The following is a 7,989-nucleotide window of genomic DNA, read 5'->3' on the forward strand; positions in this document are numbered from 1 at the left end:
TTTATCTTTATTACACAACATCAGAGTATACTCTCTTTTTTTCATACAGTTTATGTAATTATACATATTCATTAAAAAATACACTAAATGAATATTACATGTAGTAAAATATAACTTGTGGGCACGTTCTATAAAGCAGATTCTTTTAAAAGGCGTAACATATCAATTATTATAGGGGATGTGGCGTCACTTCAATATTGATCTCAAATCTCTTGTCTTTTGTGAACTAACAATCTAGTGTATATAGACGATTCTGCTTTATAGTATGTGTTTACACTCATAACAAAGGGGTAATGGTAATACGGATAGATTCGTATGAAATGAAATGGTTCAAGTCGGAGAGAGGCACCTTAAGGTGTCTTTTCTTTTTGGACATTACATCCATTTTGTTTTTCCACCTTATTTCAAATGCACTAATTAACCTTCACCAAGAAGAAACGAGAATTAACAAAGATATTGTTTCTTCTGTTTAATACAGAAAAATGAAGGATACCCCATAGATATGGGGTATCCTTCATTTTTTATTTTTTCGCACCTTTCAATGACTCCCTCAGCACAAACTTCTGCAACTTCCCGCTCGCATTACGAGGAAGTTCATCTACAAATAAATAATGACGCGGACGTTTATAATCTGCTAGTTCATCACTTTCTTTACAATACGTTTCTAAATCAGCTTCTGTTATTGTTTCATCTTTCTTCACAATAACCGCCACAACACGCTCTCCCCATAATTCATCTGGCTCACCAAGTACGGCCACATCTAATATACCTGGATGACTATGAAGGAAATCTTCAATTTCACGAGGATAAATATTTACGCCACCGCTAATTACCATATCATCAACGCGATCAGCAACGAATAAATAACCGTCTTTATCAAAATAGCCTAGATCACCCGAATGATACCATCCTTTATACATCGATTTTTTATTCGCTTCTTCACGATTATGATAGCCAGCCATCATAGTTGGGCCGCGCAAAATAATTTCTCCCACTTCATAAGGAGGTAATACATCCTCTGGTTCTGCCGGTGCATCCTCGTTCGGTTTCACAATACGAACTTCATGGCTAAAGCATGGCGTGCCTGCTGAACCAGCTTTCGTAATTTGATCCTCCTCTACGAGAAACGCAACAACTGGCCCCATTTCTGTCATTCCGTATATTTGAACAAGATCAATATAAAGACGTTCTTTACATTCTTTTACTAACGCCGGTGCCATTGCTGCTCCGCCGTATATACCAATCTTCATCGAAGTTAAATCATACTGAGCTAAATCTTTTTGCAACAACATATTCCACATTGTCGGCGCTGCAAAGAACGTCGTAATCTTTTCTTCTTGAATCGTATGTAATACTGTTTCTGTATCAAAATGATGCAAAATAACATTCTTTCCGCCAACTTGAATGCGTGGTATGATTCCAGCGTTTAATTCACCACAGTGATATAAAGGCGCAACGACAAGCCCTACACTATCTCTATTATATTTAAGGAAATACGTACAAATCATACTATGCTCAGTCATTTCGCGATGACGATGTAATACGCCTTTCGGATGACCTGTCGTACCGCTCGTATAAAGTATTGAACAATAATCCATTTCATCAATTTCGATATTTACTTTCTCAGAAGATGCTGCATTCACTTTTTCATGGTAGGAACTTGCATAGGAAGGTTTATCGTTTTCTATAGACCAAAAAGATGTATTTGGAAAATCTCTTTCAATTATAGCAACAGTTGACTCAACTGCTTTTTCAAAGACAACGACTTTCGAGGATGCGTCCTGAAGAATATAAGATACTTCTTTCGCCTTTAAGCGGAAATTAATCGGGTTAAAGATCGCTCCGATTTTCGCACAGGCTAAGTAAACGTTTACAAATTCACGGCAATTATATAAGTAAACAGATACCGTATCTCCCTTTCTTACTCCGTCTTCTAATAGAGCGTGCGCTGTTTTATTTATTTGTTCATCCCACTGTTTATACGTCCAGCGAATATTCTTTTCAGGTTCCACTAACGCCTCTTTATTCGGATACTTACCAACTGATAAATCAAAAATTCTCCCTATCGTCATGTACATGCCAACAATTTCCCCCTTTTCTCTTTCATAAATCTATCATTTCGTCCATAAGTAGACATTGTCCTTTAATGATTTGACTAATTTTTCTGATTATTATCGACATAGTTTTACATACGGTACCACTAGACGGTAAATGAAATTATATCGGCGATTTTCCAGATATATCGACCGTAACTTGAAATATATCAGCGATTTTCAAAATATATCAGCGCAACTCGAATTATATCAGCGATTTTTCGAATATATCGACTTACCGACAAAAACTGACAAGATATAATCGGACCGCCCGTTACTGCAGGATAAAAAGAGGTTGTTCCAACTCGGAACAACCTCTTTCTTCTTATGCAAATAGCTCTTCTAAAATTTTCAGTTTATCTTCTGTATATTTCACAAAGCCATCGTTATATGATTTTGGATCTTTCGGATTTGCGAAGTGCGTAATTGCTCCCGTCTTCGGATGAACAAATTTACTTGATGCACCACAACCAAGTCCGATAATTGATTGTACTTCTTCCATAATGACAATGTTGTAAATACTTTCTTGCGTCGGCATTGCATAACCAACGTTCTCTAAGTTACCTAAAATATTCTTTTGACGATATAGGTAATATGGTACGTAATTATGCTTTTGCGTCCACTCTTCTGCTTCGTGCATCATCGCTGTAATTTCTTCGCGACCTGCTACTTTATATTTACGTTTGTTTTGCGTCATTTCAGAAGCACGTTTAAATGATAACGTATGAACTGTTAATGATTCTGGCATTAACTTTTCTGTTTCATCTAACGTATGTTTGAAGATATCTAACCCTTCACCAGGAAGACCAATAATTAAGTCCATATTAATATTGTTCATTCCCATTTCACGAGCTAAATGGTATTTCTCAATTGTTTCTTCTACAGTATGATGACGTCCAATTGCTTTTAGTGTCTCTTGATGGTATGACTGTGGATTAATACTAATACGGTCAATGTTCCATTTATTTAACACTTCTAGCTTTGCTGGCGTAATTGTATCTGGGCGACCTGCCTCAACTGTTACTTCACGCACATTTTTCACATCTGGGAACGCTTCATACATTTCTTCATACAGCATATCCATCTCTTCTGCTGTAATACTTGTAGGTGTACCTCCGCCGTAATAAATCGTCGTAACTTTTACACCTTTTTCTTTTAAAAACTTACCAATTTCACGAACTTCATAATGTAAACCACCTAAGAACGAATCAACAGACCCTTGGCGTCCATTAATCGCATAAGCCGGGAATGTACAATATGCACATTTCGTTGGGCAGAACGGAATACCGATATAAATACTTACTTCTTCTTTCAAACGGTATAAATCTGGAACAACTGCTAATTGGCAATCAACAATGCGCTGAAGAAGTTCAATTTTCTCTTCATGAATTAAATAACTTTCACGAAGCTCTTGATGCGCTTCTTCTTTTGACATACCATTTTGAAGCATTTTATGAAGAAGTTTCGTCGGACGTACTCCCGTTAAAATACCCCAGCTTTGTTCAATACCAGTTAACTGCTGAAGAACAGAAAGATATACATAAGAAACAACGTGTTTCACTTGCTTCATACGCTCTTTTTCATCTGTGAAAGCAGATAAATCTTTCGAGAATGTTTCTTCATACACATTTCCTGTGCTAACATCCGTTAATCGAGCGGATGCTTTCACATTATCCTCAATGTGTATATCAACGATAAGATTCGCTTCCTCTTGTTCAAATCCAATCGTACTATCTTCAAAAAATAAGCCGCCAATATTTTGTAGCGGACGTAAAAAACGATCATCTTGTAACGTTTTAATTGAAATTAACAACATTATCACCTTTTCATTTGCAAACTCTCTTTAGTTTACTTGAAGGGCGTTTACAGGTCAATACAGAAGGTTTTACCTGTTTCTCTTACATTTTTTCAAATAATTCTTTTTATGAATATCGCTCCTGTATATAGACATCATCATTTTCTCTTGTTAAAATTTATTAGTACTAAAATCGATACATAGTGAAAATACAATATAAAAAGGAGGAATGTTAACACTAGATTCCATAATCTAATGTGTTAAAAAAAATATGAAAAAGAAATTTTATAGTGTTTTAACTCTCTCTCTTGCATTACAAACTGTTCTTGCACCTACTTATTCATTTGCAGAGAGTGCTGAAAAATCCGCTGAAGTATATACGGAAGATCAAGTTTTTAAAAGTATTAAAGAGCATGTTAATGAGCATAGTACTCATGAAGAAGATATCGAGGTTACTGGTCAATTCCTACTATACACTTCAAAAAAACATTCATTATATACCGCGAATGATTTAAAAAACAAATCGAATATCGAGATTACAGAACAAGTCGTAACGGCGACAAAGAAAAAAGGAAATGCTTATTACATAACGACGCCAACTGGCGCTGGATGGATAGATAACAATGATAATAGCTTAGAAGTTCAAGAGATTCATAAACTATCTAATCAAAAATTAATCGTAAAAGAAGAAGCTTCCATACATGCCCTTCCGTTCCAATCATTTAAAGAAGAAGGGAAACTACAGCCACAAGTCATAACTCCTACTGAACAAGCTGGAAATTGGTTTAAAGTCCAAATAAATGAAACAACAAAATGGATTTATGCACCTTCTGCTACATTTGAAGGTACAAAAGCTTCATTATTAAAAAACAGTCGTACTGCTAAAAATAGTTTATTGAGATCGCCAGAAGCTCTACAAACAAACAATATTTATGGCGTTACATTTAAAGAAATGATTGTCCCAAAAGGAAATGACGATATTCGCCCTGGCTACCCGATGGTACCTAAATATATTACGATTCACGAAACAGCTAATACAGCGAAGGGTGCCAATGCTCTAAATCATGCAAAATTCTTAGATAATCAAGCACGCGGAACAGCTGATCGCGCCGCATCTTGGCATTTCACAGTAGATGATAAAGAAATTTATCAACATCTTCCAGTAAATGAAGTTGGATGGCATGCTGGAAATAAAACTGGAAACTATGAATCTATCGGAATTGAAATTGCCGTTAATCAAGATGGAAACTATGAAAAAGCGGTAGAAAATGCCCGTAAATTGGCAGCTTATTTAATGAACGACTTAAATATTTCTCTAGATAAGGTCCAAAAACACCAATTTTGGTCAGGAAAAAACTGCCCTGCGTTTATGATTCAACGCGGACAATGGGATGCTTTCTTAAAAGGAACTGAAACATACTATAAGGAAAATCAAAAAAATCCCGTAACTGATGACATTACAGGTGGATGGTATGAACAAGACATTCGTCAATTAGCAGCTAGAGGCATTATGCAAGGAGAAGGGAACGGCAAGTACTTCCCAGAACGTCTTGTAACGCGTGCTGAATTTGCTACGTTAATTACTCGTGCTTTACAATTGCCAAGTGGAAATGCTAATTTCACAGACTTAGAACAAGTACACCCATCGTTAAGAGACGGTATTAATCGTGCAGCAAGCGCAGGCATAATCCGCGGACGTGGTGATAATACATTTGATCCAAATACTACAATTACACGCGAAGAAGCTGTTATTATGATCGATCGTTCTCTAAAACACGCTGGTATTTTTGCAAAACAAGTTGAACTACCATTCGTAGACCAAAACTTAATTTACGCTAAAGAAGAAGTACAAAGAGTGTATGGATATGGAATTGTAAAAGGTAATGAATTTAATCAATTCGTACCAAAAGGACCATCACAACGTGCACACGCAGCTGCATTTATAAACAGAATGCTTAGCGTAATTGAAGCTTAACATATTTATCATTCCATATAGATATTTTCATTTTATCTGTATTCACTTAAAAGGCATCAGAGACTATATATCTCTGATGCCTTTTATACATCTTTTAGCTATTTTTAGCCATGAATCTTAAACGTATTCCTAGTAGCAGAAGCATAAAACCGATGAATGGAACGTAATTCGTATTGTGTCCTGTAGCTGGAAGTTGTTGATTATTAGAAGAACCTTGTCCTTTTTCTGGTAAATTAGGTTTTTCTACTCCCTCACCTGGCTTCTCTGTTCCTTCACCTGGCTTTTCTGTTCCTTCACCTGGTTTTTCTGTTCCTTCACCCGGCTTTTCTGTTCCTTCACCTGGTTTTTCTGTTCCTTCACCCGGCTTTTCTGTTCCTTCACCTGGCTTCTCTGTTCCTTCACCTGGCTTCTCTGTTCCTTCACCCGGCTTTTCTGTTCCTTCACCTGGTTTTTCTGTTCCTTCACCTGGCTTCTCTGTTCCTTCACCCGGCTTTTCTGTTCCTTCACCTGGCTTCTCTGTTCCTTCACCTGGTTTTTCTGTTCCTTCACCCGGCTTTTCTGTTCCTTCACCTGGTTTTTCCGGACCTTTTTCTGGATCTTTTTCATTTGTAATTTGAAGCTTTACAACTTCAATTTTTTCATTAGAAATCGTAAATTTCATTTCCTTATCGGATAAAGTATATCCTTCTGGCGCTTGGATTTCTTTTAAAGTGTAATCTCCTGGTTCTAACTTCTTAGAAGTCGCTTTACCGCTCTTGTTTGTTGTTAATATGTCGATTTTTGTTCCGTCTTTCCAAATTTCAAACACTGCGCCTGCTAATATTTTATTTGTATTATTAGCGTCTACCTTTGTAATTTCTAATTGACCTGTAATTTCTTCTTTCACTTTTTCATTCATAACTTCTTGTTTTACTACTTCATTTGCTACAACATTTACTTCTACTGTTACTTCTAACGCTTTATAACCTTCCGGCGCTTTCGTTTCCTCTAACGTGTACTTTCCTGGCACTAAGTTTTCGAATTTCACAACACCGTCTTTATTCGTTGTTTTCGCTTCTCCAACTACTTGACCAGCTTCGTTCTTTAATTTAAATTCTGCACCTGCTAGAACTTTTCCACTCTCCGAATCCTTTTTGGTTACTTGTAAGCTTCCTAGTTCTTTTGCGTTTTCTACTTGTACTTCTACTACTTTGTTTGCTTCCACAACGACTTCAATTTCTTCTTTTAACAACTTATATCCTTGTGGTGCTTTCGTTTCTTTTAATGTGTACTTTCCTGGCTCTAATTTCTGTGAAACTACTTTACCAGTTTTATCTGTTCGTAACGTATCTACTTTTTTACCATCTTTATACACTTCGAATTCTGCATCTGATAATACTTTCGTTTTATCTTCCGCATCTACTTTTACAATTTCGAATTGACCAAGGCTCTTACTGTTCGTTACTTTTACATCAACAACTTTTTCACCGTCAACTGTTACATGAATTATTTGTTTTGTTAACTCATAACCTTCTGGTGCTTTTGTTTCTTCTAACGTATATTCACCTGGCACAAGTCCGTCTACTTTAACCGTTCCAGACTTATCTGTTGTAATTCCTTCTTTTACAACATTTCCTTTCGCATCTTTCAATGTAAAATGTGCGCCTGCTAAGCGTTTCGTTTGATCTTTATCATCCATTTTAATAATTTGTAGAGAACCTAAGATTTTTTCGTTTTCTGCCTCTACTTTTACTTCTTCTTTCTCGTTTTGAATTGTTACTTTCCATTCTTTATTTGAAAGCTTGTAGCCCGCTGGTGCTTTCGTTTCTTTCACTGTGTATTCACCTAGCGGTAATTTCGGTGACATCACTTTTCCACTCTCATCTGTTTTTAGTTCTGCTACCTTTTTACCATCTTTATACACTTCGAATTCTGCACCTGATAACAATTTCGTTTTATCATTCGCATCTACTTTCACGATTTCAAATTGACCTGTTACTTTTTCATTCGTAACTTCTTGTTTTACTACTTCGTTCGCTACAACGTTTACTTCTACTGTTACTTCTAACGCCTTATAACCTTCTGGCGCTTTTGTTTCCTCTAACGTGTACTTTCCTGGCACTAAGTTTTCGAATTTCACAACACCT

At 36.3% G+C, this 7,989-nt stretch carries 4 protein-coding genes; 1 reads left to right on the forward strand and 3 read right to left on the reverse strand.

Annotated features, from left to right (window positions below):
* Positions 1-521: 521 nt before the first annotated feature.
* Positions 522-2,078, reverse strand: a complete 1,557-nt coding sequence (locus tag ACK1U5_RS14235) for a fatty acid--CoA ligase (protein ID WP_000281979.1) — start codon at positions 2,076-2,078, stop codon at positions 522-524.
* A 340-nt stretch (positions 2,079-2,418) separates the two neighbouring features.
* The gene (locus tag ACK1U5_RS14240) at positions 2,419-3,909 is read right to left on the reverse strand and encodes a coproporphyrinogen III oxidase (RefSeq protein WP_001999181.1); all 1,491 of its coding nucleotides are present in this window, start codon (positions 3,907-3,909) and stop codon (positions 2,419-2,421) included.
* A gap of 250 nt (positions 3,910-4,159) precedes the next feature.
* On the opposite strand from ACK1U5_RS14240, the gene ACK1U5_RS14245 reads away from it, so the two are divergent.
* Complete coding sequence (locus ACK1U5_RS14245; RefSeq protein ID WP_000726531.1) at positions 4,160-5,863, forward strand: S-layer homology domain-containing protein; 1,704 nt, start codon at positions 4,160-4,162, stop codon at positions 5,861-5,863.
* A 94-nt stretch (positions 5,864-5,957) separates the two neighbouring features.
* Here ACK1U5_RS14245 and ACK1U5_RS14250 read toward each other — a convergent pair.
* Positions 5,958-7,989, reverse strand: a 2,032-nt coding sequence (locus tag ACK1U5_RS14250; RefSeq protein ID WP_448814824.1) for a SpaA isopeptide-forming pilin-related protein, incomplete at its 5' end; no start/stop codon positions are given.

The sequence above is a fragment of the Bacillus sp. XB1 genome (assembly GCF_053557995.1).